Source organism: Bacillus sp. TH13 (assembly GCF_016651175.1).
GTDB lineage: Bacteria > Bacillota > Bacilli > Bacillales > Bacillaceae_G > Bacillus_A > Bacillus_A thuringiensis_S.
On record NZ_JAEKEJ010000025.1, the window covers coordinates 2,908,933 to 2,935,601 of the forward strand.

Genomic DNA, 26,669 nt, shown 5'->3' on the forward strand with positions numbered 1-26,669 from the left:
GTAAATGATTTCAGCTTTTTATAAACAAATAAATACCCCTATAGGTAATTGGAGGGAGAACAACATGGAACAACAGAATAAGACAACAATCGTTTTATTTAGCGGAGATTATGATAAAGCGATGGCTACTTATATTATTGCAAATGGTGCAGCGGCGTATGATCAAGAGGTGACTATTTTTCATACTTTTTGGGGATTAAATGCTTTAAGGAAAGATGAACATGTGAATGTAAAGAAAACATTTATAGAAAAAGTGCTTGGAAAAATGATGCCGCGCGGTGCTGATAAGATGGGATTATCAAAAATGAATTTTGCAGGTATGGGACCAAAGATGATTAAAGGTATTATGAAAAAACATAATGCGATGCCTTTACCAGATTTAATAGATTTGGCGAAAGAACAGGGGATTAAACTTGTAGCTTGTCAAATGACAGTAGATTTATTAGGGTTAAAAGAGGAAGAGATTATGGAAGGGGTAGAGTTTGCAGGTGTAGGGGCATATTTAGCAGATGCTTCGGACGGGAATGTGAACTTATTCATTTAAATCACCTTCTTTTTAGAAGGCGGGGGATATAAGGTGAGTTTAGTCGTATTACTTTTTATAATTGGGTTTATAGGATCGTTTATATCAGGAATGGTTGGAATTGGCGGTGCGATTATTAATTATCCGATGATCTTATACATTCCGGCATTGCTAGGATTTGCGGGATATACATCACACGAAGTGAGTGGTATTACAGCGGTGCAAGTATTCTTTGCAACTTTTGCAGGGGCATGGGTCTATCGGAAAAGTAATGATATGGATAAAACATTAGTTGTGTATATGGGAGCTAGTATATTAATAGGAAGTTTTATAGGAAGTTTTAGTGCAAATCTACTAAATGAACATGCTGTAAATGTTGTTTATACAGTATTAGCGACCATTGCAGCTATGATGATGTTTGTACCGAAGAAAAATAATAGCGGAGCAGTTAATTATAATAAATGGTTAGCAAGTGTGTTAGCGTTTATTGTAGGAGGTGTTTCCGGTATTATTGGGGCTGGCGGTGCATTTCTTCTAGTTCCTATTATGCTAGTTATTTTAAAATTACCACTGCGCATGACGATAGCAACTTCTATTGCTATTACGTTTATTTCCTCAGTAGGGATTACGACTGGAAAAGTGATAACTGGGCAAGTAGTTGTAATTCCAGCCCTTATTATTGCGGTTGCAAGTATCTTTGCTGCGCCGCTTGGAGTGCGAGTTGGGAAGAGGATAAATCAAAAAGTACTACAATATATGTTATCGATTTTAATTGTCGGCACTGCTGTTAAGATGTGGATCGATATGATATCAAAATAAAAGGATGGTGCTGCTTACAGCCCATCCTTTTATTTATTGCCCGTAAACCTCACGGATTATAGTTTTACTTTATGCCCAAATAACTTTCATTAAGTTTTTATATTCGTCATTTGCTAATTTATATAGCATTCTCGTATGTTCAAAGACAAGTGCTGGATTAAAGTTTGGTTCTGAGAATGCAAGAGATGCTGAAATATCAATTGCGTTTTGCTTGTTTAATGTGAATTTTGCAAAGCGATAAGATGTGTTTAATTCATTGATGACATGTAAAATATCATTTGTTGATGTTGCATCAGGCACGTGAGCAACATTGAAGCAGTATATATCCACCGTAGGATGTTCGTTTTGGAAAGCGGCGATAAGTTGAATTTTTGCGCCAGCTTCTGTCTCTAATCCTACTGAAAAATGAACAGAGCCATCATTTTCATCTATATTTTCTTCCATGTATATATCGTTGGATTTTAAGTAGTCTTTAAAATCTGAGATGTTATGTTTTACTGCAGCTTTCATATGTATGAGCCCCCTGATAATTGGAATAGATTGCTACTATTTATTATAATTTAAAAATATTAAAAAAGATAGTTAGAAAGTTCTGATTTTTGATTCTGAAGAAATAAAAAGAAGCCGTACTCTACCTCCATAGAGTACGGCTTCTTTACTATTCATTGTCGTTAGACGATGTTTCTGTATCTTCACTGCTATTTTTGTTCTTATTTTTCACTTCATTGTTACTTGATCCGCGTTCACTTGAATTTTCAGACTTAGATTCTTTTGTCTTTTTCGAATCAGAGTCTGAGTCAGACTTTGTATATGCAGGTAGCCCAAGATGAGTACGAAGTTCATTTGTAACATTAGCTAATTCTTTTTTATCTGGATTGTAGTAGTAAGTTCGACCACCACCAGCAGATTTGCTACAAGTATCGTCACCTTTTGCCATATAGCAATCATCACCTTGGATTTGTAATTTCTCAATTTCCGAATCCGATCCGTACTTATAGAATGAAAGCATATCATCAAACGTTAAGTTTGTAACGAATTGTCCGTTAATATCATCAATGATGTTGCCAACTTTTGTTACAGAACCAGCATTTGTTAGTTTCTTTAAAATAGCTTCGATAACGAGTTGTTGACGTTGTCCACGCATTGCATCACTATCGATGTGTCTTGTTCTAGCAAGAGCAAGAGCTTCTTCGCCATTTAACTTTTGAACACCTTTTTCTAGGTGAATTGCCTCAGCATTATCATTGCTATCTTGCTCAGTAAATTCAACTGGTACATCAACTTCAACACCGCCCAAGTCATCGACGATTTTTATAAATGATTTAAAGTTAAATTTCACAAAATAATCGACAGGAACATTCATTAATTTTTCAACTGCATCAATGCTTGCTTGTGGTCCACCATTTTTCCCGTTTTTAGCAGAACCGAATGCATGAGCGTGTGTAATTTTATCTTTTTTCTTTTCTATTGGAATATAAGTATATGTGTCACGTGGGATACTTAATAGTTTAACAGTTTTGCTATCTTTATTAAATGTTGCAAGTAAAAGCGCATCTGTTCTTATAGCTTCCCCATATTCTTTTCCTCGGACATCGCTTTCATCAACACCCATTATTAAAACAGAGACGTTATTTGTAATAGGTTTTACAGCTTTATCTCGTAAATCTGATTTATCACCGCGTGCTAAATCGTGTGCGGCATTTCGAACAGCAGAAGATGCTTTATTTACTAAAAACCAAGTATAACCGCCGCCTATTAATAGAACGAATAGTATAGCGCTTATAATAATTTTTATTTTTTTCTTGTTTTTTTTCGGGTTACTGCGTGTATTTTCTTGCAAAGATGGGTTTTGCTCCATTTCCTGTACTCCTTCATTTGGATTGAAATACGACACTCATATCCACTTATTATAATGAAATTTAGCGAAAAAAAACATTACAAATCATTTACATTTCGTAAAAATTCAATTTATTTATAAAAAGTCAGATTTTCTATATATTCTTTTTTAGATGTAGAATAAGTATAAGGGCTTTTAGTAGAAATGAAAACATATATTATGAGAAAGTGATAGGGAAGTAAGATTTGTTGAAATATAGCCAAGAAGAAATGAGTAGGTTTACTTGTTTCTTCTATATAATAAAGAAGAATTTGACGGATAAAGGAGAGGACATAATGAATCATACATCATTCCGAGCAATCGTTGTGAACGAAACAGAAAATAAGCAGTTTGTAAGAAACGTTGTCGAGAGAGAAGTAAATAGTTTGCCTGAGGGGGACGTATTAATACAGGTTCATTATTCTTCATTAAATTATAAAGATGCGCTTTCAGCTACTGGTAATAAAGGTGTTACGAGAACATATCCTCATACGCCAGGAATTGATGCAGCAGGGGAAGTTGTGAGTAGTGAAGATGCTACTATTAAGGTAGGAGATCAAGTCATTGTAACGGGATATGATTTAGGGATGAATACTTCTGGTGGTTTCGGAGAATATATTCGCGTGCCGGCATCTTGGATTGTCCCTTTACCAGAGGGAATGTCATTAAAGGAAAGTATGATGTATGGGACAGCAGGTTTTACTGCTGCTTTGTCGGTATATAAGCTTATTGGAGTAGGAATCAAGCCTAGTATGGGAGATGTTTTAGTAACGGGTGCTACAGGCGGCGTAGGCAGTGTAGCTGTTAGTATATTAAGTAAGTTAGGGTTTAACGTAGTAGGAGCGACAGGAAAAATGGAAGAGGAAGATATGCTACTACGTCTAGGAGCGAAAAAAGTGATTCATCGCGCGGAATTGAATGATGAATCAGGAAGACCGATGTTAAAAGGGATATACGCCGGAGTTATCGATACTGTAGGTGGACGTATGTTAGAAACAGCTTTAAAAACAGTAAAGTATGGTGGTTGTGTAACGACATGCGGTAATGTGGCAGGCCAGGAACTACAAACAACGGTATATCCGTTTATTTTACGAGGCATAAGCCTTTTAGGGGTAGATTCAGTGCAATGTCCAGTAGATGTGAGAAGAGATGTGTGGACATTGTTAGCGGATGAGTGGGAAAATTCAAAGTTAGCGTCTTATACAGAAGAATGTACATTAGAAGAATTAGATGAGAAGTTTGTACTTATATTGCAAGGAAAGTTAAAAGGAAGAATAGTTGTTAAAATAAAGTGAAAAAAGAGACGCTTAATGTAGCGTCTCTTTTCTTCATTATAATGATTGTTTTAAAGTGATTTTTCCTTGTTCACCTAAAACACCGTCAGCAATATTTACAGCGTGATCGCCAATGCGTTCTAAGTTACTTACCATATCGACGAAGATGACACTTGCATCACCTGAACAGCTACGCTCGTTTAGACGTAATACGTGACGTTTACGAAGAACACGTTCCATTTGGTCGATTTTGCGTTCTTTTGCAATAACAGTTTGAGCTAGTTCAGTATCGAAGTTTGTTAAAGCTTCAACTGAGTCTTGCAGTGTTGAAATCGTTAATTCCAGCATTTCGTTTAATTCACCTAATGCTTCGTCTGATAGTGAAACACGATTTGAAATTTGGAAATCTACAAGTTCTACAAGATTTTCTACATGATCACCAACACGTTCAATATCTCCAACAACACCTGCTAAAACGGAATGTTTTTCAGAATCCGTAGGTGAAAGCGGCTTTTCAGATAGTAGAACTAAATACTCGGTAATTTTTTTATCTAAATTGTTAATAGCTCCTTCTAATTGAGTAGCCATGTCAGCGTGTTTTTTGTCTTGTGTATTTAAAAATTGGTTTGCTTCTTTTAATCCATGTAATGAAAACTCAGCCATACGGATAATTTCTTTTTGAGCTTCTGTTAAAGCGATAGCTGGAGATTGCTCAATAAAGATTGGGTTTAAATGTTGCGGTTTGAAATCAATAGCAGAGTCTTCGCCGCGAATAAGTTTTGTTACAATCCATGCTAATACAGCGATGAATGGGAATTGAATAACTGCATTTGTTACGTTAAATGTTCCGTGTGCAAATGCAATTGTCATTTCTGGATTTAAGTTTAATGATGTTTGGAAATATTGAATTAAGCTTGTAAATGGTACTAATAAAATCGTAAATATAATTGTACCGACGATATTAAAGATAACGTGAACTAATGCTGCACGTCTTGCGGCAATAGAAGTACCGATTGCTGCTAATACAGCTGTAATTGTTGTACCGATGTTATCACCGAATAATACAGGAAGGGCAGCTTGTAAATCAATTGCACCTTGACCGAATAATTCTTGCAAAATACCGATTGTTGCGCTTGAGCTTTGTACAATTAAAGTGAAGACTGTACCGACAACAACTCCTAAAATTGGGTTATCACTCATACTAACCGTTAATTCTTGGAATGATTCTAAGGAGCGAAGAGGTTTCATACCTGCGCTCATTAATTCCAAACCGAAGAATAACATACCAAAGCCGAATATAACTTGACCTAAAGAATGTACTTTTTTATTTTTAAAGAAGAATAATAAGATAGCTCCAACTGCCATAATTGGGAGAGCGTATTCTCCGATTTTAATTCCGATAATAAATGCAGTAACTGTCGTACCGATGTTTGCACCCATAATAACACCAATTGCTTGTCTTAATGTCATAAATCCTGCACTTACAAGTCCGACTGTTAAAGCGGTTGTTCCTGAGCTTGATTGGATTAATACCGTAACTAACATACCTGCTAGTACACCCATGAGTGGGTTTGTTGTAAAACGATCTAGAATATCGCGAAGACGATCTCCAGCTGCTTGTTGCAGTCCATCGCCCATGTATTTAATCCCGAATAAGAAAATACCTAATCCACCAATGAACTGGAAGATCATATCTTGAACATTATATTCCACGCATTCCACTCCTTAAATTTCATGTACGATGTAATTATTAACTGAACCTTGATTCACTGTAAACGGTTTGCTAGTAAAATTTACACTAAATTTACAAAGGGTAGAAAAGTTTACAATACCTTAAAGAAACAGCTGTATTTTATTGGTTTTCATCTTGTATAAAACTTAATTTTGTAAAGAAATCATACTTTTTAGAATAGTATTGTTCAGTTGAATATCAAGGAAAGTGTCTGCGAGTTCATCGTATATTTTTTGATGAAAGTTAAAAAAATATGTAGGAAAATGCATGTAGTTTTATAACGGTAAAACGAGGGAAAACAATTTTTTTTACACGATAAAAAAGCCACTGAATTATCCAGCAGCTTTTTCCGTGTTTTTATCGCCATACTTTTGTTTTCTTATGCTTGTAATGTAAATGAAGAGAAAAGCAATAAGTAATAGAGAGGAGTAACGATATACAGTTGCATAGTTTGTAAAATGAGCCATAAATCCAAATATAATCGCTCCAGCGCCGATTCCAAGGTCAAATGCGGAGAAGAATGTAGCTGTTGCTACGCCGCGTCGATGCGGTGCTACGCGGTCAATCATCCATGCTTGTAGTGCAGGTTGGATCGCTCCAAAACCACTTCCGTAACATGCTGCAGCAATAATTAAGCTCGGAATTGTCGTCGTATACGACAATAAAATAATGCCTGTAAACGTTATAATAACTCCCGGAATGATGACGAATGTATGGCCTTTCGCATCATATAGCTTTCCAGAGAATGGACGAGTTACAGCGATTGCTAGTGCGTTACATAAAAAGAAGAGACTAATATCAGCTATGCCGACTTCTGTAGCAAATAGTGTTATAAAACTTCCGATTCCTCCGTACATTAATGTAATACATAATATTAATAATGAAGGAAGTAAAGCTTTACGCTCAATAAATCCATCGAGAAAAGAACTAGATGATTGTTGTGGAGGCTGTTTCGTTTTTTGGATTTGAAGTAGTTTCGTTAATATTAATGAAACAATTGTGCACGATAATGCACATAAAAAAAGAATTGTGAAGTTATATGTTTGCATAAGCCATAGTCCGATAAGTGGACCGAGGGCCATTGCGATTGTTCCAGAAAGACCAAAATATCCCATGCCTTCTCCGCGGCGAGCTGAGGGAATTAAATCAGAAACGACAGTTCCATATGTAGTCGTTGTAATACCGAAACCAGCTCCGTGTAAAATACGAACAGCAAGCAAGAGAAAGATTGTTGAGGCGAAAAGGTAACTGCCCATAGCGAGTAAACAAATAGCAGTACCGATCATTAAGATGATTTTTTTATTAAATTTTTGCAAGGCGTTCCCAGTTAGCGGTCTAACAAAAAGTGCCGCAACGGTAAACATGCCGACAACCAATCCGATATTGGAACTTGTGCCACCAATTTCTTTCACATAAACAGGTAAGGTTGGAATTAACATTTGAAACCCTAAAAACATACATAAGTTTGCAAAAATTAAAGCAACAAACTCTTTTGTCCATAACGGTTCTCGTTTTACGAGTATTGCTTCTCCCATATATTCATCCCCTATATAAAATTTTCCCGCTATTAACGGGCAGTAAAACTCCCACCTCAAAATCGGACTGGAGCAAAGAAGTTAGGTGGGAGATCAACTGCCCGTAAATGCCCGATTGGTTCAACTAATAATCAGTGGGGGATGAACACCCCCCTCACTGATTAAAGTTTCACTGTATCTCTTTTCTTTCGAGTATATGTATTGGCCAATGCAACAGTCAAGGAAGGTGTCTTGAAAACGGATAACAATTTTTAAGGCGAAAAACTGACAAATTTGTGTAAAAGCTACACAACTATGAAAAAAAGATGTAAAGTATAGATGTATAGACTTGTAGGTGTTAAGAATGATAGAAATTGTTTTTTCTTTAAAGAAAGCGGATTCAAAAGAGTAGTGAACAAGAAGGGGAGATATACTTTTTCACTACATATATTTGAAAAGGTTTACAATATGATGAAGAAAGAGGCGTGTACATATGAGACGATTAGGTATTTCTATTTATCCAGAACATTCAACAGTAGAGAAAGATAAGGAGTATTTAACATTAGCAAGTAAATATGGATTTACACGTGTGTTCACATGTTTATTGTCTGTGGATGGAGAAAAAGAGAAAATTATAGAAGAATTTAAAGAAACGATTTCTCATGCGAATGCATTAGGGTTTCAGGTATTAGTTGATATTAGTCCGTCTGTTTTTGAACAATTAGGTATTTCGTATAATGATTTATCATTCTTCCATGAATTAGGTGCGTACGGTATTCGTTTAGATGTCGGTTTCTCAGGATTAGAAGAATCAATTATGACTTATAATCCATATGGTTTGAAAATTGAGATTAATATGAGCAATGGTACGAAGTATGTAGATAACATTATGAGCCATAGACCAAATCGCGAAAATTTAATTGGTTGCCATAATTTTTATCCGCATCGTTATTCAGGATTATCATACGATCATTTTATTAAATGCTCGAAACAATTTAAAGATTACGGTATGAGAACGGCTGCTTTTATTTCATCATTTGATGCAACATATGGACCTTGGCCAGTAACAGAAGGATTATGTACGTTAGAGCAGCATCGTGAATTACCGATGACAACACAGGCAAAGCATTTATTCGCGACGGAATTAATTGATGATGTTATTATTGCAAACGCATATGCATCAGAAGAAGAATTACAAGCACTAGGTGCATTAAATAAAGAGAAACAAACATTTGATATAGAAATATATGATACAACGACAGAACTAGAAAGAATTATCGTATTAGACGAACCACATTTTTATCGCGGAGATGTATCTGAATATATGATTCGTTCTACACAAAGTCGTGTGAAATATAAAAAAGAAGAGTTTAAACCTCATAATACGCGTGAAATTAAGCGTGGAGATTTATTAATTGATAATGAACAATATGGCCAGTATAAAGGCGAATTACAAATTGCATTAAAAGATATGGTGAATACAGGAAAAACAAATGTAGTTGGTCGAATTGTAGAAGAAGAGATTTTCTTACTAGACTATTTACAAGCATGGGATAAATTTGGATTCACGTTAAAGAAATAGAGGGAATATAAAGGGGAAAAACTACTGATTTCAGCAGCTTTTCCCCCTTTATATATAAAGAGCGAGAGGAAGAGCTATGACAAAGGTGCATCAGCGATTAATTTCTATTTTAGAGGAGTTTTTAGAAGAGAAATCGATGTTAAATCGAGCTTTTTTAGCGGGCCGTTTACATGTATCGACGAAGACGATTCAAAAGGATATAAAATTATTAAATGATATATTGGAAGAAAACGGAGCGAAAATCGAATCGCAAAGAGGGACTGGGTACGAATTAGAAATTATACAAACGAAGAAATTTGAAGACTTTTGTGTGAGCCTATTTCAAAAACAGACGGAAAAGATCCCAACTTCTTATGAAGAAAGAATAGCGTATATTCTGCAGCGTGTTTTAACGACAGAGGGATATGTGAAGCTTTCAGAATTAGCAGAAGAGATTTATGTGAGCAAATCAACGGTCAATTTAATTATGAAAGATGTTACAGATATATGTGGCCGCTATAAATTACAAATTGAGAAGAGACCGTATTATGGTATACGTATTGTTGGAGAGGAATTTAATATTCGTTCTTGTTTATCACAATATGGTTTACCGCGTTATGGCCATACTCCGTTTCATGAGCAATTTGAGCAGACGGAGACATATTTATCGCTACCTCATATATCACTCATTCGTTCAATTATATTAAAGTATATTGAAGGTGGAACAATATATTTATCTGATATAGAAATTGATAATTTAGTCATTCATATTGCAATCGCATTAAAGCGTTGTCAAAGTCAACATTATATGAAAGAACTGCATGCGGAGCAATCAGAACTTATAATAAAGAAAGAATATACAATTGCGAAGCAGATTTTAGGAGATTTAGAGAAAGAGTTAAAATTTTTATTTCCAGAAGAAGAAGTATTATATGTGACGATGCATTTATTAAGTACTGCTGTTACAACGAGAGATCGCTATGAAAATGTAGAAGAGCTATTAGGAAAAGATATATATGCATTTATGCAACATATTCTTTTTAAAGTAGCGGAAGAACGGAATCTTATTTTTTATTATGATGAAGAATTATTACTTGGATTTGGTATTCATTTAAAAACGTTATTAAATCGTTTGAAGTATAAGTTAAATACGAGAAATCCTCTTTTGGCAGAAGTGAAAAAGAATTATCCGTATGCTTTTGAAATTGCGGTTCTTGTTGGAGATATCATTGGTGAATATACGGGTGAATCGATCCCTGAAAGTGAAATTGGTTATATTGCTATTCACTTCGGCGGAGCGATGAGCCGTTTGCAGGAGCAGAATCAAAAGAAAAGATTTTTATTAGTTTGTGCGACTGGTCAAGGAAGTGCACAACTATTGAAATATAAAATTTTATCACAGTTCCGAGATAAATTAGAGATTGTAGGTATTACAGGTTATTATCAATTGAAAGTAGAAGATATTTATAAAGAAAAAATAGATTGTATTATTAGTACGATTCATATACCGAGTGGTTTGCCTGTGCCAGTTATAAAAGTGAATTCAATATTTGATGATAAAGAGATTAAATTGATTGGTCAGCGGTTGTTTACGCATGTGAATACGAGTGTGCAGCCTTATATTAAGGAAGATTTAATTTTCTTAAATCATAGTGCTTCTACGAAAGAGGATGTTATTCAGTTTTTATGTGAGAAAGCTGCTGAGAAACATTATGTACAAGAAAACTTTTATGCTTCTGTTATGGAAAGAGAAAATACGTCTCCGACAGCGGTTGGGAATTCAGTTGCAATCCCGCATCCGATGCAGTTATTAAGTGAGGAAACTTTTTTGATGTTTTGCACACTTGAAAAGGCTGTTGATTGGGGAGATAAAAAAGTACAAGTAATTATTTTATTTAGTGTAAAGCGCAATAATAATGAAGATTTGCAAAGGCTTTATGATTTTTTATATGATATTATGTCTAGTCAAAGTGTGATAGAGAAGCTAACTCAGACCGAGGTGATTGAAGATTTTCAAGAGATTTTATTATCATTTTGAAAAAGTATATAAAAACTTCCGTTACATAACGGAAGTTTTTTATGTTTAATTGTATGCGTTTTCATAATAAGATAAAAATATAGAAAACATATAGCTTGGGGGAATTTAAAATGACTGATATGCAAACTCCATTTGCGTTAATTTTACATGGTGGCAACGCGAGAAGCGCGGCGCTTGAAGCAATCGCTTTTGCAAGACAAGGAGATTTTGAGAATGCGGGTGAAAAGATGGAACTTGCTAGTGAAGAAATTTCAGCAGCTCATCGTATTCAAACGGATTTAATTCAAGAAGAGGCAAGAGGAAATCATGCAGAAATCAGTTTACTGTTAGTGCACGCACAAGATCATTTAATGAATGCAATTACAGTGAAAGAACTAGCTGAAGAATTTATTACTCTTCATAAACGAGTGGAAGAGAAAGTGACAGTATAAGATGTATATTTTATTATGTTGTGCAGCAGGTATGTCAACGAGTATGGTCGTAAGAAAAATGCAAGAAGAGGCAAAGAAACAGGGGAAGAATTATAAAATTAAGGCGGTTGATTCAGAACTCGTGAAACTTGAAATTAAGGAAGCTGATGTCGTTTTAATTGGTCCACAAGTGAAATATTTATTTCCAGCTGTAGAGTTTCTTGCAAACTCATACAACATACCAGTTGCAATTATAGACCAACGAGATTATGGCATGTGTGATGGTTTGAAAGTACTGAAGCAAGCAGAACAATTAGTCTTAGTATAATTATATCTTTTTAAATATAAACATTATAATGTTATAAAGTTTATTTCATTCTTTTATAGTAGAGAGAAAGAGGAGGGCTATTGATGAATGGGTTTATGAGTTTTATGGAACAAAAGATTATGCCAACAACGCAAAAGATTGCAGGACAACGACATTTATTGGCAATTCGAAATGGGGTTATTTCTACATTACCGTTAACGATCGTCGGGTCATTTTTCGTTATCTTTTTAAATTTACCAATTGATGCATATATGGAATGGATTGCACCGTTTCGCCATATTTTAGATATTCCATTCCGATTTACAGTAGGACTAATGGCCTTATACGCAGCGTTTGGTGTAGGGGCTTCGCTCGCGAACTTTTATCAGCTCAATCAATTAAGTGCAGGGCTACTATCTGTACTCGCCTTTTTACTAGCATCAGTTGAACCAATTCAAATTACGAAAGCTGTACCAGGTGTTATTGATGCAGGTCGATATATTTCAGTAGGAACATTAAGTGCAACGTCTTTATTCGGCGCAATTGTTACAGCATTAATTGCAGTAGAAATTTATCATTTTATGATTAAGCATAATATCTCAATAAAATTACCAGACAGTGTACCACCAGCAGTTTCAAATTCGTTTGCAGCATTAATTCCAACATTAGTAGTTATTCTTTTATTCTGGGGCATTCGCTACGGTTTGAAATTCGATGTAAATACAACAATTACATACTTAATCGCACCATTAAAATCAGTACTAGTAGGAAATAACTTATTCGGTGGTTTATTAACAGTATTCTTAATCGTGTTCTTCTGGTCATTTGGTATACATGGACCGGCGATTTTAGGACCAATCATTCGTCCGATGTGGGATTCAGCAATTCTTGAAAATATGGAAGTGTTCACGGCTACAGGAAATGCACATCAGTTACCAAACTTATTTACAGAGCAATTCATTCAATGGTTCGTATGGATTGGCGGATCAGGATCAACGTTAGCTTTAGTAATTATGTTTATGTTCTCTAAATCTAAGTTCCTAAAAGAGTTAGGTAGATTATCATTCGTACCAGGTTTATTCAATATTAACGAGCCAATTATTTTCGGGGCTCCGATTGTAATGAACCCAATCTTAATTATTCCGTTCGTTATTACACCGCTAGTGACAACGACAGTATCATATTTCGCAGTTGTTTCAGGTATGATTCCACTCATGATGGCGAAACTGCCATTTACGATGTTAGCACCAATTGCAGCGATTATTAGCACGGACTGGACAATTATGGCTGGTGTACTTGTACTTGTTAACTTTGCGATCTCATTCGTTATTTACTATCCATTCTTCAAAATGTATGAGAAACAACAATTAGCAGGAGAGGAGAAAACAGAATGCTCGGAGCAATTATCATCTTAATTACATTCGTGATCGGACAGTGTATTGCCCATTATTCGAAATGGGTACAAAGTAAATCTTTATTAGTGTTACTACTAGTATCAGTTTTATTAATCGGTTGTTCAATGGGTGCATATGTAATGTTAGGATTGCAATCACCGTACGTAATTATTGTACCGACAATTTTATGTGCAACGTGTTTATCTGCAAAATATAGATTTACGAGCATGGCATTAATACAACGTGTGAAGGAGATGCAAAAGCATGGAGCGTAAATTAGGGATTTCACTTTATCCAGAACATTCAACGAAAGAAAAAGATATGGCTTATATTTCCGTAGCGGCACGACACGGTTTTTCAAGAATATTTACTTGTTTGTTATCTGTGAATCGTCCGAAAGAAGAAATTGTAGCTGAATTTAAAGAGATTATTAATCACGCAAAAGATAACAATATGGAAGTTATTTTAGATGTAGCTCCGGCTGTGTTTGATCAGCTTGGTATTAGTTATAGCGATCTATCATTCTTCGCAGAGTTAGGCGCAGACGGTATTCGTTTAGATGTAGGCTTTGACGGGTTAACGGAAGCGAAAATGACGAATAATCCGTACGGTTTACAAATTGAGTTAAATGTAAGTAACGATATTGCGTACTTAGAAAATATTCTTTCGCATCAAGCAAATAAATCAGCTTTAATTGGTTGCCATAATTTTTATCCGCAAAAATTCACTGGTCTTCCGTATGATTATTTCATTCGCTGCAGTGAACGCTTTAAAAAGCATGGTATTCGCAGTGCAGCCTTTATTACATCACATGCCGCAAACATCGGTCCATGGGATATTAACGACGGATTATGTACGTTAGAAGAGCATCGTAATTTACCAATTGAAGTACAAGCGAAGCATTTATGGGCAACAGGGCTAATCGATGATGTCATTATCGGAAATGCTTATGCGAGTGAGGAAGAGTTAGAGAAACTAGGAAACTTAAATCGCTACATGTTACAGCTAAAAGTGCACTTTGTAGACGAAGCGACTGAAGTAGAGAAGAGAGCGACGCTGCAAGAATTACACGTAAGACGCGGCGACATAACAGAGTATATGGTACGTTCTACAGAAGTACGTAAAAAGTACAAAGACTATGACTTCCCAGTGCGTGAAAGTGTGCTGCAGGAAAGAGGGCAAGTTGTAATTGGTAATAACTCATTCGGAAAGTATAAAGGTGAACTGCAAATCATTTTAAAAGAAATGCCGATAGATGAACGGAAAAATATCGTCGGTACAATTGCGGAAGAGGAGTTATTCTTACTAAATTATGTAGGAGCTTGGACGCAGTTTACTTGTGTGGAATAGGGAAGATAGGGGGCGTTCCAAATTTTGGACCGCCTTTTTAATATTAAAGTACTTTTAACGTCAAAATTTGTCGGTAAATCGATATCTCTTGTCGAATCGTTGATATATTATAAGTTACGATAGATATATTCGAAAAATCGTTGATATATTGTAGGTTACGATAGATATATTTGAAAAATCGTTGATATAATTTCATTTACTATGTCATTTTTCAGTAGTTTAATAGAGTAAAAAAAGAGCCAGCCTCAACGATGAAGTGACCCCCGAAAGTTAGACAGGTCGTTTCATTAGGCAGCCTCTAGGGTATGAGCCCGGTATTGTACTGGGCTCATACCCTTTAATTTTGCCTTAATTCTTTTATGATTATAGTATTCTATATACTTTGCTAATTCTTGTTTGAAATGTGTTATACTTTCAAATTCTTTTCGATATAGAAATTCCGATTTCATGATACCGAAGAAATTTTCAATAACGGCATTGTCATAACAGTTTCCTTTGCGAGACATACTTTGAGTTATGCCACAATTCTTAAGAGAATGACGGTATTGTTTCATTTGATAGTGCCAACCTTGATCAGAGTGAATGAGGAGTTTATCCGGATCGGTTACACAATAAAGAGCTTGTTCCAACATCGCTGAAACAAGGGAATAGGTCGGTCTTGAACCAATTGTATACGTGATAATTTCACCATTAAATAAATCCAACATTGGTAATAGGTATAACTTCTCCCCAAATAACTTAAACTCCGTAATATCTGTAACCCACTTTTCATTTGGTTTTTCAGCTTGGAAGTTGCGATTTAAAATATTTGGCGCAATTTTCCCAACTGTCCCTTTGTAAGAGCGATATTTTTTCATACGAACCAGACATTTTAACCCTAATTCTTTCATAAGGCGATACACTTTTTTATGATTTACTTTGTGTCCACGATTCATAAGTTCATCACGAATACGACGATAACCATAACACCCATCGTGTTCATTATAAATAGCTTGAATCCGTTCTTTTACCTCCGCATTTGGATCAGGACGATTAAAACGTTTCATCCAGTAATAGTACGTACTACGTGGAATGTTTGCGAGTTGAAGTAACTCCTTGATAGGAAATTCATGCCTTAACTCGTAGATTACTTGCGCTTTGTCTTGTTTGGTGATTTTTCTTTGTTTTGAACTAAGGCATTCAACTTTTTTAAATATGCATTTTCCATACGTAAACGCTCATTTTCCGCTTGTAAGGCTTCGATTGATCCTTCATCTACTGGTTTTATTTTTTTATCTTTCATGGTTGGACGCCCCTTTTTCTTTGATTGTAGGGCATCCAATCCTCCTGTTTCATAAGCTATTTTCCATTTCCGAAGTGTTTCATAAGACGGTATATTGAAAAGTGCCGCTGTTTCTCTGATAGATGTCCCGTGTTCATTCATATAATAAAGTACATCTAGTTTATACTGGGCTGGGTAGAATGTATAGCACTTTTCAAAGGCCTTTTCACCTGAAGACTCATATCGTCTAATCCACTCACGAAGTACGCTAGGGTTAACTCCTATAGATTTAGCAATTGTTTTTCCACTTTCTGTACCATCTAAATATCGTTTCACCGCTTGGATTTTTTCTTTTGAAGAAAATTTAGCCATAAAAAATGCACCTCCAATTGTTAGGCTGTGTCTAACAATTGGGGTGCACTTCACGATGAGACTGACTCTTTTTTACTGACTAGTTTAATACTTTAACTGTAACTGTTTTACGTCCCCAGCTACTTGATGAACCTTTATCTGGCATTAAAACGTCGATTTTATTACCTTTAATAGCTCCACCAGTATCACCAGCGATTGCTACTCCGTAACCTTCAACCCATACTTTTGAACCTAATGGAATGACACTTGGATCAACTGCAATTAGTTTCATGTTTGGATTAGCTGTTAAGTTGTGGCCTAAAGCTGATTTTACTTGGTCGCCTGCTTTATAACCATTTTCAAGTGGATCTGCTGTATAAGCTGTTGCTACAACACGTAACTCACGAGAAGATGATGGTGCACTAGTTTCAGTTTCTTTTGCAACAGGTTGTTGTGTAGCTGGTTTTTGAGTTTTAGCCGCTTCACGAGCTTTAGCTGCTTCTTGAGCCTTAGCCGCTTCACGAGCTTCAACTGCTTCTTGAGCCTTAGCTGCTTCACGAGCTTCAGCTGCCTCTTGAGCTTTAGCCGCTTCACGAGCTTTAGCTGCTTCTTGAGCCTTAGCCGCTGCTTGAGCTTCAGCATCTGCTTGAGCTTTAGCTGCTTCACGAGCTTTAGCCGCCTCTTGAGCTTTAACTTCTGCTTGAGCTTCAGCATCTGCCTGAGCTTTAGCTGCTTCTTGAGCCTTAGCTGCTTCACGAGCTTTAGCCGCTTCTTGAGCTTTAACTTCTGCTTGAGCTTCAGCTGCTTCGCGAGCTTTAGTTGCTTCCACTGCTTTAGCTTTTGCTTGAGTTTCAGCTACTTCCTGAGCTTTAACTGCTTCACGAACTTTAGCTGTATCTTGAACTGTAGTTGTTTTTTCAACTTTAACTACTGGTTGAACTTTAACTGGTGCTTTACCTGTTAAGTAAGGAACATGAACATAAGCTGTTTTTCCGTTATATTCAAATTGAATCCAATCATTTTGTACTTGGTGTGTTGTTTCGATTACATCATCTTTTTTCAACTTACCAAGAATCTCTGAGTCTGTGTTTGCTCCAGCACGTACGTTTAATACGTTTGCTGTTACGTAGTAAGTGTCTTTTGTATAGTCAGCGCTTATGAAAGCTTCTTTACCGCTATTCAATTGAACTTTTGACCAACCATTTTCTGTATGTAAAACATTTACTTTATATCCATCTAATAATTTTCCTACAACTTTTGATTCAGTAGTTGGGTTTTCTCGTACGTTTAGTACGTCAGTCGTTACGATCGTTTCTGCTTTAGCAGATGTTGTGAAAATCCCAAGACCAAAAACCGCTGCTGTTGCTATACCCATAAATTTTTTCATAATAGCCTCCATTGCATTTGTTTTCGTTGACCTCATTATAGCAACCATTATTTTCTTATTTGCGAAAAACATAAAATTACAAAGCTTTCGTAACGGGGCATTAATATTCTGTAACAATTCCATAAATATCCTGATAGCGCTTCCTTGTTGTTTTTTGGCGTATTAGGGCATATGGAACACAAAATGAGTAGTATTTCAATTGCTGTAACATTAATAATGTTACAGCAATGTTTCTTGAAGATATCTATAATGTTACAAAAGTAGTGCGTTTTACTGTTTAAATGAAAAATAGTTATGAAATAATAATCTTTTTAGACGTAAAAAGATATAAATGAGGTGAAATTTAATGAAATATCGATATAATTGTTACAAAATCAGTCGAAGTATGGAAAAAATTACGCCTTGATTTTCGTCTGTTACATAGTATTTTTGCAATAATAGGATTAGATAATAGCCTTAGTACCTATAAATAATGAAGAGTAATAGAATGATAGTTGTAACGTGAAACATATATAATAGAAGAAACTCGATTTAATAGGTAAATAAAAAACGCAGGAGTGTAAACTCCTACGTTTTTGTTTATTCATATCGTAAACATTCAATTGGATCAAGTTTTGCAGCTTTGTTAGCTGGTAGTAGTCCGAATGCAATACCGATCAGCATTGAAATACCTACTGCAAGAAGTCCAAGTTCTTTTGAGACAACGAGTGGCCATCCAGCAAAGATTGAGACGATCCAAGCGAAGAAAATACCGAGCATGAATCCGATGAAACCACCAAGTCCTGTTAAAATACAAGATTCGATTAAGAATTGTGTTAATACTTTACCACGTGTTGCACCAAGAGCTTTACGAATACCAATCTCACGTGTACGTTCTGTTACAGATACGAGCATGATGTTCATTACACCGATACCACCAACAAGTAAGGAGATAGCAGCAATACCACCGAATACCATTTTCATCATACCGATTGATTCGTCTAGTTGTTTCGTAAATTCACCTAAGTCTTGTGCTTCGAATTTGTGCTCAAATTTAGGAGCTTTCAGTTCGTTTAAGACAGAAACGGCTTGTTTTTCTACACTTTTACGTTCTGTCGGAGAGGTCATTGTTAATCTTACGGAGTCATACTCATTTACTCCTGAAATTACAGGTGCATTTTCAAGTGATGTATAACCTTCAGGCATAGGCATTCCAAAGTCGTTTTTCGTTTCGTATACACCGACTATTTTATACGGCTTTCCTTTTATATCCGTGTATTGATTTGATTCCCAACCACTATTAAATAATTTGTTGAAAGCTTCTTCATTTAATATAACAGCAGGGATTGCTTGGTTTAGTTCACTGTCATTTAATTCACGACCGTGAACTAATTTTATTTTCGAATCTGTCATAAAGGCGCCTGTTCCACCTTTTAAATCAAGATTTACATCTTTTGAACCAGCAGATGCTTTTACTTTCATACTTACGTCTGGATACACATCTTTTACGCCTGGTATAGTTTGTAGACGTTTTAGCATATCAGGTGTGATTTTGGCACTATCCGTTCCGTAATCAGGATTGTTGTAGTAAATCGTTACTTCGTTATCTTTTCCTTGGCCTAATTCTTTTTTAAACTTTGCGTTTGTACCATCACCCATTGAAATGATAGTAATAATGGCACTAATACCGATAATAATACCTAACATCGTTAAGATGGAACGCATTTTATGAGCAAAGATAGAGGAAAGGGCCATGCGTATATTTTCACTCGTATTCAAAATTAACCTCTCCAATCTTGGACGATATTTCCGTCACGAATTACAATTTGACGTGCTGCAGCTTCCCCGATTTCACGGTCATGGGTAATCATAATGATTGTTGAGCCTTGTTTATTTAATTCGTAAAAGAGATCCATAATTTGTGTACTTGTTTTCGTATCAAGTGCTCCCGTCGGTTCATCGGCTAAAATGAATTTTGGGTTATTTACGATTGCGCGTGCAACAGCGACACGCTGCTTTTGTCCACCTGATAATTCATTCGGTAAGTGAGTAGCGCGATCAGCTAAACCGACTTTTGTTAAAGCAGCTAATGAGCGCTCACGTCTTTCCTTTTTATCGACTCCAGCGTAAATAAGAGGTAGCTCTACATTTTGAAGTGCTGTAAGTCTCGGTAATAACATGAAGTTTTGGAATACGAATCCGATTTCTTTATTACGAACATGTGCAAGTTCTGTTTCAGACATGTTTGAAATGTTTTGTCCAGCTAGTTCGTACGTACCTGTCGTCGGTTTATCTAAGCAACCGATAATGTTCATTAATGTTGATTTACCAGAACCAGAAGGTCCCATAATAGAAGTGAATTCTCCTTGGTTCAGTGTTACGTCAATTCCGTGTAATATTTGAACGGATTCTGCACCATTTTGGAAGGATTTCGTGATGCCTTTTAAGTTAATCACTGGGCGACAACCTCCATACCATCTTTTAAGTCTTTTTCAGGTTTAGAGATAATTTCCTCTCCTTTTTTCACTCCAGAAACTTTTGCTTCGCTATCAGTCTCGAATTCAACAGTAACTGCTTGTTCTTTCGCTTTACCGTCTTTTACAACGAAGACAACATTTTTGTCACCTTTTTTCACGATACTGCTTTTCGGAACAATTGTACCAGTTGCTTCGCCAGATTTACTTGTTACGTAAACGTGGAAGCCGTTTTGTAGTTCGTCACTATTATCTAAAGTGACAGTGAATTGATAGTTAGAAACAGTTTTATTTTCATCCATGCTCTTTAATGGTGTAGAACCGATTTCTGTTACTTTTCCTGTCCAAGTCTTACCAGCGACAGTTTTTGATGAAACAGTTACTTCTTGCCCAACTTTCATACTAGCAAGCTCATATTCAGAAAGTTGACCTTTTACCTTAAATTGACCAGCGTGACGAAGAGTAATTCCGCTCATACCTGTTTTTTCGTCAGCAGTTTTCACGATATCATCAATTACGCCATCAGCAGGACTTGTTACAGAAAGTGTGTTTACTTTTTCTTTTGCTGCTTTAATCATTTCATCAGCTTTTTCAACTTCAAACTTTTTCATTTCAAGTTGTGATTCTAATTGCCCAACTTCAACTTCTGATGCTTTTAATGCTTCAGCAGGAAGGCCTGCATTTTTATCTTTTTGTAATTTTTGTTTCGCTGCATCAATTTGTTTTTGGAACAACGTTACTTCTTTTTGTGCGATTTTCTTTTGCATTTCTGCTTCTGTTACACCTTGTTTAGCAGTAGGGTCATTGTATTTAAACAGAAGCTGACCTTTTTTCACTTCATCGCCTTTTTTTACAGCTAATTCATATGTTCCTTTTGTTGGATCGAATGAAATAGTTTCAATTCCGTTTGGAATAACTTCGCCACCAAATTTTTGCGCGTTTTGGATTTGTTTTTCAGTTACTTTATATCCGCTATATGCCATTGCTACTTCTGAACCGCCACCACCAGCAAATGCAAAGTATGATCCAGCTGCAATTCCAATTGCTACTACACTAGTAATTAACACTTTATTTTTCTTTTTCATCTATTTATCACCTTTTCGTTCGTTTTAGTATCTACATTAAGTATAGAAGAGGAGAAGAATCTGACAAATCGTTTTAGCTTACAATAACCTTACAGTTTTGTAAGGTATGAATATGTAAATGTAAGGTAGAGGTTGTCCTAGTATAAGCAAATGAATTGACTCATTGTTTCTTTCTTACAATAATATTGTATGAAGGAGAGGAGGAAGGAAGATGGAAGCTTATTTTAGTGCGCATCCATTAAAATCGTTTATTCCATACTCAAGACAACACGTCCTTATATTATTTATTATGTTGGTGGGGATATTTTTTCTGTATCAATACCAAGATTTATTGCGTCAAAGTGAGTGGAATATAACGGTTCGATATGCGATTGCATTTCTATTTATAGGGAGTGAAATTGGGCTCTATATGTGGGAATGGAAAGCAGGGATTTTTGAGCTAGGCACTTCATTACCGTTTGAGTTATGTACGATTAGTTTATTATTAGCGTCGATTATGATTGTAACGAAAAGTTACCGCATATATGAGATTGTATTTTTTACAGGAATTATTGGTGCATCACAAGCCATTTTAACGCCGAACTTGCAGTATACTTTTCCACATTTTCGTTTCATTGAATATTTCATCGCACATGTATTGCTCATTTGGACACCGCTCTTTATGACTTGGGTAGAAGGGTATCGTCCTACATTACAATCTATTAAACGTACGATGATATTTTTAAACATATTGATTCCGATTGTTTCGTTTGTAAATTACAAAACAGGTGGTAATTATATGTTTTTAGCTCATAAGCCAGAAACAGCTTCATTACTCGATATGTTAGGACCGCATCCTTACTATATTATTTCATTAGAGATAGCTGCACTTATTGGATGTTTTATTTTGTATATGCCATTTGTGAAAAGAGAAAAACAGTTACACAAAGAATCGTTAGGGTCATAACCTAGCGATTTTTTATCTATTGAATATTTACAATTCAGAAAATTAAGAATAGAATTAAGGGGTAAATTATAGAGAGAGAAGGGCGAAAATGGTCAAAAAGGTATTTTTGAATGGAATGGAAGTGACGATTCAATTTCTTATTTCGATTTTGGGGATTATTATTTTAGGGGCTTTGCCGAAATTATTTTATGGATTTAAGGTGGATGTATCAAAGTACATACAGAGTTTAAAAGAAGTGTTTGTGAACTTAATGGATATTTCCAATTTGCAATATGTGAGAGGTAAATTTTTATTTCCACAGTTGTTCGTCCATTATAAAGAAACGATTATTATTTTTTTGGCTGCTTTTTTCATTTCATTATTTGTAGCATTTTGTATCGTTTATGTAATTATGAGTAGTTCACCGCGTATACAACATCGAATTAAATCATTTCTTATCTTCCTAGAATCCATTCCAGATATTCTTCTTATTTTAGTATCACAAATTTTAGTTGTATGGTTTTTTAAACAAACAGGTTTTTTACCTTTTCAAATTGCGTCAATTGGAGGCGAGTCGATTAGAGGGTTGCCAATATTGTGTTTGAGCATCCCGACTACGATTATGTTTGTAAAAATGGTAGTGCTTCGTTTTGAAAATGAACTAGAAAAAGATTATGTACTATTTGCTAAGGCGAAAGGGCTGGGGCGCTTTCATATTTTAAATCGTCATATTTTACGAAATGTGTTGCTTAGTACACTATTCTTTGCGAAAACGAATATCTTTTTTATGTTATCTAATTTATATATTATAGAATGGATTTTTAATACGGGTGGTATTTTCATGTTTTTAAAATCGTACGAGGGTATTAGGGTGGAGGTTTTCATCGTTAGTGTACTGCTTATTTATATTCCGGTTTTTATTTTATTTAAATTGTTTCATTATCTCATTCCGGCTGCGATGAAGGAGAGATTATAATATGTGGACGTATATAAAACGTGATAAAAGATTTTGGATAAGCATTGGGTTTCTTCTCCTATTAGTTCTTTTGAGCATCGGAAATACGTTATGGAATGATGGACACATTAGGCAAGTTACATTGCAATATGATGCGGATGAAAATCCACAAGTGCCACCGTTTTCACCTTCATCACAATTTTTACTCGGGACAGACCGGAAAGGATACGACCTGTTACATTTAGTCATTGAAGGTGCGAAGTGGACGATTGGTATATCTATTTTAATTGCGGCACTTAGAATGGTGATAGGTGTGTTTTTTGGTGTTGTGCTTGGAACATATGTAAAAAGAGGGTTTTCAAAAATTGAGGCTTTCTTTGATAGTTTTACAGTTATTCCAACAGTTATGATTGCGTACTTTTTTCTTCACTTTGCAAATGCATTTGGGAGTGGAGAGGAAACAACAACCTTTTTTGAAAGGGCTTCGTTTCAAGTTTTATTACTTGTAATGCTTGTGATGCCAGTTATTGCACTGTATGTTGCGAAGGAAGTCCGTAAGTTGAGAACCGAAGAATTTATTGAAGCTGCGTGCATATTAGGTGGATCGAGAAGGCATATTGTTATAAAGCATATTTTCCCGCATCTCTATATGACGTTTATACTTGTATTTTTTCAGCAGTTTACGCAAACTCTTACTATTTTACTGCACTTAGGGTTACTAGAAATATTCTTTGGCGGAACAGTTCAGTTTTTAGGACCGATAGAAGAAATAGAATCATACACACATGAATGGTCAGGCTTAATTGGAGTCTATTTTAGATCATTAACAGTGAATCCGTGGATCCCGCTCGTTCCCATTACATTTTTTGGACTTACCATTTTTTCAGGAAATATGATCGTAAAAAGTATAGAAGAGGCAATGATGAAAGTAAGGTTAGGCGGAGAGATAAAGAAGGCTGATATAGAAGAGGAACAATCTGCTGTGCAGTCAAAAGAAGAGTTATTTACTTTTAAACATACGATGTGAAGCGAAAAAAAGAAGCAAGCATGGATTTCATGCTTGCTTCTTTTCTTTATTTTGTAGAAACTTCACCTGCAGCTTCTGTTTGCGGAATAAAGTATCCAATTATACCACCGATTATGGCTGGAATGATCCAGCCAATTCCTAAGTTATAAAAAGGAATGGTGTGTACGATATTAGCGATAAAACTTGGTATCATTTCCACATTATCAAGTGCATGAATACAGCTAATAATAAATGCTGCGATCATCGCTCCGATGTAGACAGAAGGTTTACGTTTCGTATATTTGTCGATAAATGATACGAAAACTAAAATGATTGTAATTGGGTACAAAATAATTAATACAGGTAATGTGATTTTAATTAATAAGCTTAATCCTAAGTTTGAAATAACGAAGCTAAAGATACAAACGTATAGCACAAGCTTTTTGTATGAAACATTTGTTAGCACTGTTGTGAAGTAATTTGCAAATGCACTTACAACACCAATTGCCGTCGTTAAACAAGCGAAGATAATGGCGATACTTAATAAAACATTACCGCTTGTCCCAAAGAATTGATACATAACAGTAGCTAATAGTTGACCACCGTTTTCGAATTGCCCTAAGTTGCCGTTTGAAGCGCCGATATAACCGAGTAAGAAGTAAACAATTGTTAAGAATAGAGCAGCAATGCTTCCGCAAATGATTGTATATTTCGCGATAGATTTCTTCTCTTGTATACCGTTTTGACGAATTGCATTTACAACAATTGTTGATAGTACGAGAGCGCCAATTGCATCTAACGTTAAAAATCCTTCAAGAAATCCTTTGAAAAACGGGATGTCTTTATAGTCACCGATAGGCTCTGCAAACGTTCCTGGTGAAAGAATCGCTTTTGTTGCCATAATTGCAATAATTACAAGTAAAATTGGTGTTAATATTTTACCGATATGATCTACTAGCTTGGATGGATTTAATGATAAGAAGTAAACGACTGTAAAGAAAATCGCACTAAAAACTAACATAGAATACCATTGATCTGGGAAAAGTGGTGCAATCCCGATCTCATAAGATACAGATCCAGTTCGTGGAATAACAAATAGTGGGCCGATTGAAAGATAAATAATGATAGCGAATACTGCTGCGAATTTTGGGTGAACACGGCTCGCTAAAGTGTTAAAACTACCACCAGCAAGGGCAACAGCAACGATAGCAAGTAAAGATAAACCGACGTCTGTAATAATAAATCCTGTAATGGAAACCCACATATTTTCTCCGGAAGAAAGACCAAGAAGGGGCGGGAAAATCATATTACCAGCACCGAAGAAAACTGCGAATAGTAATAAACTAATCGAAAGTATTTGCGCTGGTTTTAAAGTTGTACGCATATAAAGAAAATCCTCCTAATGAGTATTTTTTGTCGAAAATTCAAATAATTTGTCGAGTAACTGTTATTATTTTAAAGGTCTGATGACTAGAAAGCAATAGGGAATTTTGAAAATATTAAAAAATAATGCATTAAATCGAATAAATATACTATTTATATGTTTAATAGGAAGGATTTAACTTTTAACGCAAAAAAACACATATCGCTAGGATACGTGTTTTAAAAAAATATTTTTTTATCGCGTTCTTCTTTTAAAATTTCAACTGCTTCTCGGAAACGTTGTGAATGGACAATTTCTCGTTCACGTAAAAAGCGTAGGCTGTCATTTATATCTGGATCATCTGATAAGTTAATGAGCCATTGATATGTTGCGCGTGCTTTTTCTTCAGCTGCAATATCCTCGTATAGATCGGCAATTGGATCACCTTTAGCCTGTATATAGGTTGCAGTAAATGGAACACCAGCAGCGTTATGGTAATGAAGAGCACTGTCATGATCAGCGTAATGAGGGTCAAGACCAGCAGCTTTCATTTGTTCAGGGGTCGCATCTTTCGTCAGCTTATAAACCATCGTAGCAATCATTTCAAGGTGAGCAAATTCTTCTGTGCCAATATCAGTAAGTAGGCCAATGACTTTATCAGGAATTGTATAACGTTGATTTAAGTACCGTAGTGCAGCAGCTAACTCGCCATCTGCACCGCCGTATTGCTCAATTAATAATTTTGCAAGTGCTGGATTGCAAGTTCCCACTTTAACTGGGTATTGTAATTTCTTTTCATAAATCCACATAGTTTCTCTCCTTTATATTTGCCATGGCCAAGGACCTTTGCTCCATTCCCAAGGGGCATTAGAATAGCTGTTTCCAAACTGTTGGAGTGGTCCGTATTTTTCTTCCATCTTTTGTTTTAATACTCTCCGTTTATAGGAAAAATCATTAAATTGATTAATCGCAGCGGTGTCATCTGGATGTGTATCTAAATAAAGAGTGAGTTCAACTAGTACAAAGTCCAGTTCTTGAAGCTCCAGTAAAAGCTGATAGTATTCTTCTGGTAGCGATTGAGTCAC

The 26,669-nt window shown here is 35.6% G+C and carries 25 protein-coding genes; 13 read left to right on the forward strand and 12 right to left on the reverse strand.

The window, feature by feature from the left end:
* The first annotated feature begins 64 nt into the window (after positions 1–64).
* Both JFU02_RS23490 and JFU02_RS23495 read left to right on the forward strand, forming a co-directional pair.
* On the forward strand, positions 65–544 hold the full coding sequence (locus tag JFU02_RS23490) for a DsrE/DsrF/DrsH-like family protein (RefSeq protein WP_097820843.1): 480 nt from the start codon (positions 65–67) through the stop codon (positions 542–544).
* Between the two features lie 33 nt (positions 545–577).
* Positions 578–1,342 (forward strand): sulfite exporter TauE/SafE family protein, encoded by a 765-nt coding sequence (locus tag JFU02_RS23495; protein ID WP_061667642.1) that lies wholly within the window; start codon positions 578–580, stop codon positions 1,340–1,342.
* A 69-nt stretch (positions 1,343–1,411) separates the two neighbouring features.
* Here the strand turns inward: JFU02_RS23495 and JFU02_RS23500 are convergent, their stop codons facing one another.
* Together JFU02_RS23500 and JFU02_RS23505 are read right to left on the reverse strand one after the other, a co-directional pair.
* The gene (locus JFU02_RS23500; protein WP_000642361.1) at positions 1,412–1,852 is read right to left on the reverse strand and encodes a hypothetical protein; all 441 of its coding nucleotides are present in this window, start codon (positions 1,850–1,852) and stop codon (positions 1,412–1,414) included.
* Positions 1,853–2,000: 148 nt separating this feature from the next.
* Positions 2,001–3,200 carry an LCP family protein gene (locus JFU02_RS23505; RefSeq protein ID WP_000437429.1) on the reverse strand — a complete coding sequence of 400 codons (1,200 nt, stop codon included), beginning with the start codon at positions 3,198–3,200 and terminating at the stop codon, positions 2,001–2,003.
* 227 nt (positions 3,201–3,427) lie between these two features.
* Here JFU02_RS23505 and JFU02_RS23510 point away from each other — a divergent pair, with 227 nt between their 5' ends.
* Positions 3,428–4,513: a YhdH/YhfP family quinone oxidoreductase gene (locus JFU02_RS23510; RefSeq protein ID WP_201072170.1), complete on the forward strand. Its 1,086-nt coding sequence runs from the start codon at positions 3,428–3,430 to the stop codon at positions 4,511–4,513.
* 36 nt (positions 4,514–4,549) lie between these two features.
* On the opposite strand, the gene JFU02_RS23515 is transcribed toward JFU02_RS23510, so the two are convergent.
* Both JFU02_RS23515 and JFU02_RS23520 read right to left on the reverse strand, forming a co-directional pair.
* On the reverse strand, positions 4,550–6,205 hold the full coding sequence (locus tag JFU02_RS23515) for a Na/Pi symporter (RefSeq protein ID WP_201071705.1): 1,656 nt from the start codon (positions 6,203–6,205) through the stop codon (positions 4,550–4,552).
* 351 nt (positions 6,206–6,556) lie between these two features.
* On the reverse strand, positions 6,557–7,759 hold the full coding sequence (locus JFU02_RS23520) for an MFS transporter (protein ID WP_097888282.1): 1,203 nt from the start codon (positions 7,757–7,759) through the stop codon (positions 6,557–6,559).
* A 472-nt stretch (positions 7,760–8,231) separates the two neighbouring features.
* Here JFU02_RS23520 and JFU02_RS23525 point away from each other — a divergent pair, with 472 nt between their 5' ends.
* The 7 genes from JFU02_RS23525 (at position 8,232) to JFU02_RS23555 (ending at position 14,798) form a co-directional block, all read left to right on the forward strand.
* Entirely contained in the window at positions 8,232–9,320 is a 1,089-nt protein-coding gene (locus JFU02_RS23525; protein ID WP_001253348.1) for a DUF871 domain-containing protein, read from the forward strand.
* A 76-nt stretch (positions 9,321–9,396) separates the two neighbouring features.
* The gene (locus JFU02_RS23530) at positions 9,397–11,337 is read left to right on the forward strand and encodes a BglG family transcription antiterminator (protein ID WP_201071708.1); all 1,941 of its coding nucleotides are present in this window, start codon (positions 9,397–9,399) and stop codon (positions 11,335–11,337) included.
* 110 nt (positions 11,338–11,447) lie between these two features.
* On the forward strand, positions 11,448–11,768 hold the full coding sequence (locus tag JFU02_RS23535; RefSeq protein ID WP_000131324.1) for a PTS lactose/cellobiose transporter subunit IIA: 321 nt from the start codon (positions 11,448–11,450) through the stop codon (positions 11,766–11,768).
* Between the two features lies 1 nt (position 11,769).
* Positions 11,770–12,075 (forward strand): PTS sugar transporter subunit IIB, encoded by a 306-nt coding sequence (locus JFU02_RS23540; RefSeq protein ID WP_000275644.1) that lies wholly within the window; start codon positions 11,770–11,772, stop codon positions 12,073–12,075.
* Between the two features lie 83 nt (positions 12,076–12,158).
* A complete protein-coding gene (locus JFU02_RS23545; RefSeq protein ID WP_001013057.1) occupies positions 12,159–13,469 on the forward strand; it encodes a PTS sugar transporter subunit IIC in 1,311 nt (436 codons plus the stop codon).
* The gene (locus JFU02_RS23550; protein ID WP_000900042.1) at positions 13,445–13,723 is read left to right on the forward strand and encodes a hypothetical protein; all 279 of its coding nucleotides are present in this window, start codon (positions 13,445–13,447) and stop codon (positions 13,721–13,723) included. Before JFU02_RS23545 ends, JFU02_RS23550 begins: the two co-directional genes overlap by 25 nt.
* Entirely contained in the window at positions 13,713–14,798 is a 1,086-nt protein-coding gene (locus JFU02_RS23555) for a DUF871 domain-containing protein (RefSeq protein ID WP_000440073.1), read from the forward strand. The genes JFU02_RS23550 and JFU02_RS23555 overlap by 11 nt, the downstream gene beginning before the upstream one ends.
* A gap of 287 nt (positions 14,799–15,085) precedes the next feature.
* Here the strand turns inward: JFU02_RS23555 and JFU02_RS23560 are convergent.
* The 5 genes from JFU02_RS23560 to JFU02_RS23580 form a co-directional block, all read right to left on the reverse strand.
* Positions 15,086–16,431 (reverse strand): IS3-like element ISBth10 family transposase gene (locus tag JFU02_RS23560; protein ID WP_097960410.1). Its coding sequence is split into 2 segments (ribosomal slippage): positions 15,086–15,990 and positions 15,990–16,431, totalling 1,347 coding nucleotides; the frame shifts between segments, so codons are not numbered across the junction.
* Between the two features lie 79 nt (positions 16,432–16,510).
* Positions 16,511–17,920, reverse strand: a complete 1,410-nt coding sequence (gene entC, locus JFU02_RS23565) for a cell wall-binding protein EntC (protein ID WP_201071712.1) — start codon at positions 17,918–17,920, stop codon at positions 16,511–16,513.
* 456 nt (positions 17,921–18,376) lie between these two features.
* Positions 18,377–19,555, reverse strand: coding sequence for an ABC transporter permease (locus JFU02_RS23570; RefSeq protein ID WP_001097711.1), 1,179 nt, complete (start codon positions 19,553–19,555; stop codon positions 18,377–18,379).
* A 2-nt stretch (positions 19,556–19,557) separates the two neighbouring features.
* Entirely contained in the window at positions 19,558–20,232 is a 675-nt protein-coding gene (locus JFU02_RS23575) for an ABC transporter ATP-binding protein (RefSeq protein ID WP_000609100.1), read from the reverse strand.
* Entirely contained in the window at positions 20,229–21,335 is a 1,107-nt protein-coding gene (locus JFU02_RS23580; protein WP_061667638.1) for an efflux RND transporter periplasmic adaptor subunit, read from the reverse strand. Before JFU02_RS23580 ends, JFU02_RS23575 begins: the two co-directional genes overlap by 4 nt.
* 211 nt (positions 21,336–21,546) lie before the next feature.
* On the opposite strand from JFU02_RS23580, the gene JFU02_RS23585 reads away from it, so the two are divergent.
* From JFU02_RS23585 to JFU02_RS23595, 3 genes are all read left to right on the forward strand, one after another.
* A complete protein-coding gene (locus JFU02_RS23585; RefSeq protein ID WP_097888280.1) occupies positions 21,547–22,281 on the forward strand; it encodes a YwaF family protein in 735 nt (244 codons plus the stop codon).
* An 88-nt stretch (positions 22,282–22,369) separates the two neighbouring features.
* Positions 22,370–23,236 (forward strand): ABC transporter permease subunit, encoded by an 867-nt coding sequence (locus tag JFU02_RS23590; RefSeq protein ID WP_061667636.1) that lies wholly within the window; start codon positions 22,370–22,372, stop codon positions 23,234–23,236.
* Position 23,237: 1 nt separating this feature from the next.
* On the forward strand, positions 23,238–24,242 hold the full coding sequence (locus JFU02_RS23595) for an ABC transporter permease (RefSeq protein ID WP_061667635.1): 1,005 nt from the start codon (positions 23,238–23,240) through the stop codon (positions 24,240–24,242).
* 46 nt (positions 24,243–24,288) lie between these two features.
* Here the strand turns inward: JFU02_RS23595 and brnQ2 are convergent, their stop codons facing one another.
* The 3 genes from brnQ2 to JFU02_RS23610 all read right to left on the reverse strand — a co-directional run bounded on the left by brnQ2 (position 24,289) and on the right by JFU02_RS23610 (position 26,669).
* The gene (gene brnQ2 / locus JFU02_RS23600; protein WP_061667634.1) at positions 24,289–25,605 is read right to left on the reverse strand and encodes a branched-chain amino acid transport system II carrier protein BrnQ2; all 1,317 of its coding nucleotides are present in this window, start codon (positions 25,603–25,605) and stop codon (positions 24,289–24,291) included.
* Between the two features lie 218 nt (positions 25,606–25,823).
* Complete coding sequence (gene cotJC, locus JFU02_RS23605) at positions 25,824–26,393, reverse strand: spore coat protein CotJC (RefSeq protein ID WP_000265273.1); 570 nt, start codon at positions 26,391–26,393, stop codon at positions 25,824–25,826.
* A 12-nt stretch (positions 26,394–26,405) separates the two neighbouring features.
* A complete protein-coding gene (locus tag JFU02_RS23610; protein WP_000194492.1) occupies positions 26,406–26,669 on the reverse strand; it encodes a spore coat protein CotJB in 264 nt (87 codons plus the stop codon).